A 2,295-nucleotide genomic window follows, 5' to 3' on the forward strand; every position below is an offset into this window, starting at 1 on the left:
TGGTTCTGAAGATGGTAATAGCCTGACGACAAAAGGCATCGCTTTTGCACACGGCTTAGAAACGGTCGGCTTTGGTTGGTCAGACAAAGAGATGAAAGAAGACCTACAATCACCTTATTACTTGGGTCGTTGGTATCCAGACCATAAACCTGACTTTTTCTTCAAGTCAGCTAAGGTCAAAGAACCCTACAAGTCATTGCTGTTTTCGCCTCAATATCGAATTCCGCTTTACCAAGCCGTTTTCCATGATGAAGTAATCAATACGCACCATTGGCACTCAGACAGCCTTAAGTTCACTAATGTACAAGCAGAAAGAGACTTAACCGCCATGTTGTACAACACACCACCGATGGTTCACTTGACCAGAGATGAAGCTTTATCAAGTTCAAGTCCAAGGATCAAAGCACTCAAACACTATCAAGATGGCTTTGAACCGATGCACGAACAGTTATGGGATAAACAGTTAGTCGATTTCGACTGGTTAGACAAAAGCGGCGAAGTTCAACAAACCGAGTTCAGTGACGGGAGTAAGATCATTGCCAACTTCTCTAACAAGGCATTTCGTTACAACGGTATCGATATTGCTGCCCTATCGGTCAAAGCTATATTGGCGAATGGGCAAGTCGTCGACTGGCAGCCCAATCATAGTTAGCTTCGATACGGTTTAGACAAAAACGAATAATAGGAAGCTTAAGCACTTATTTAACCGCTAATGTTCAGCCCGTTACTTGTGCTTCCTATTTTGAAAAGCAGTCAGTAGATAGTCGATAAAGACCTTCTTACGTTTCGGCATCAACTGTCTGTCTGCATACACTAGGCTTACTGAAACTTCTGGCATCTCATATTCAGGTAACAAGCGAATCAGCTTACCTGTCTTGAAGTGTTCCCGACAAATGAATTCAGGAAGCACCGCCAAGCCGAGCCCATCCACACACGCTGTTAGACATGCCGTGATGGTATTCACCCGCAACTGACACGGTAGATCGATCAAAATCGACTCACCGCCTTCTAATTGCAAATGCCACTTAGGTAGACGTGCCGCCTTGTTCACGACCTCAATCATCCTAAATGGAGGCTTAAGGTCATCGGGTGAAGAGATTTCACCGAACTGTTCTAAATACTCAGGGCTGGCTACCAATACACGCTTCGATGTTGTGAGGTAACGAGAAACCAAGCTCGAGTCCACTAGCTCACCAATTTGTGCGTAAAGATCGATCCCCTCCGCAATGATGTCGACTTCTCGATTCGACAGTTCTAAGTTCAAAGTCACGTTTGGGTGCTCTTTTAGGAAACTGTGGATGTATGTGGCTAATACTTGATGCCCCAATTCGACAGGCAACACAACATTCAACTGCCCTCGGATCAAATCCTGATTGGCAGAAACCTCTAACTCAGCTTGGTTCATGATCTCTTGCATCTGCATGCTCGACTGATAAAAGCGCTCACCCTCTGGCGTTAAAACTAAACTTCGTGTCGAACGAGTGATCAACCTCACACCTAGGTGCTGTTCCAGCTCGTCTAGCTTTCGGCTGACGGTCGACTTGGTCATGTTCAATGCTTCAGCTGCGTGCGTGAAACTCCCACAATCAACAACTTGTGTAAAAACAGTCACAGCATTTAAGTCCATCGTACTTCTCCCAAAGCCCTATTAGTAAGATTCATGCAACAGTGTTTCCCTTTTTTCCTATCTTATCAATCAATCGAATTCATTTACAATTCGTTACATCTAAATAAAAACAAAATGAGAAATAAAAAATGACAGAGAACAACAACGCTTCGCAATCAGTAAGCACAAAAAAACGTAAAAAAGCCCCGCTTATTGCTACTGCGATCATGCTGTCATTAGGCTTAGCTGGCGCTGGATATTGGTATGGCTATGGCCAGTACTTCGAGTCAACCGACAATGCCTACCTACAAGGCGACATCACTAATATAAGCCCGAAGGTGTCGGGTTATATTGTTAAGTCTTACGTGAGTGATAACCAATCGGTTAAACAAGGTGACTTGTTGGTTCAAATTGATGATCGTGATTACCAATCTGCACTTGCTCAGGCGAATGCGCATTTAAGCGTCGTTCAATCAAGCGTACACAACCTTATCGCTCAACAAACGTTACAACGTAGCCAAATAAATCAAGCTGAGAGCCGTGTTGATTCCGCACAAGCTGAATACGAGCGTGCAATCCAACAAGTCGTGCGTTCTCGTAGCTTATTAAAGCGTAACTATGCTTCGCAAGATGAAGTCGACAGCATGGTCGCACAACAAAAAGTCACCCAAGCAGAACTTGAAGAAGCA

3 protein-coding genes are annotated in these 2,295 nt (G+C 44.2%); 2 read left to right on the forward strand and 1 reads right to left on the reverse strand.

Annotated elements, in window-relative coordinates:
• Window positions 1-652: glycoside hydrolase (locus AB4496_RS03250; protein WP_372130586.1), on the forward strand; the 652-nt coding region annotated here is incomplete at its 5' end.
• Between the two features lie 72 nt (window positions 653-724).
• Here AB4496_RS03250 and AB4496_RS03255 read toward each other — a convergent pair.
• A complete protein-coding gene (locus AB4496_RS03255) occupies window positions 725-1,627 on the reverse strand; it encodes a LysR family transcriptional regulator (RefSeq protein WP_017097897.1) in 903 nt (300 codons plus the stop codon).
• Window positions 1,628-1,755: 128 nt separating this feature from the next.
• Between AB4496_RS03255 and AB4496_RS03260 the strand changes: the two genes are divergently transcribed.
• Window positions 1,756-2,295, forward strand: a 540-nt coding sequence (locus AB4496_RS03260; RefSeq protein WP_372130587.1) for an HlyD family secretion protein, incomplete at its 3' end; no start/stop codon positions are given.

Origin of the sequence: Vibrio sp. 10N.222.46.A1 (genome assembly GCF_041473595.1) — a bacterium.
Classification (GTDB): Bacteria; Pseudomonadota; Gammaproteobacteria; order Enterobacterales; family Vibrionaceae; genus Vibrio; species Vibrio tasmaniensis_A.

Coding starts and splice junctions, on each gene's coding strand:
- AB4496_RS03255 (WP_017097897.1), bottom strand. CDS start 1,627: ATGGACTTAAATGCTGTGACTGTTTTTACACAAGTTGTTGATTGTGGG.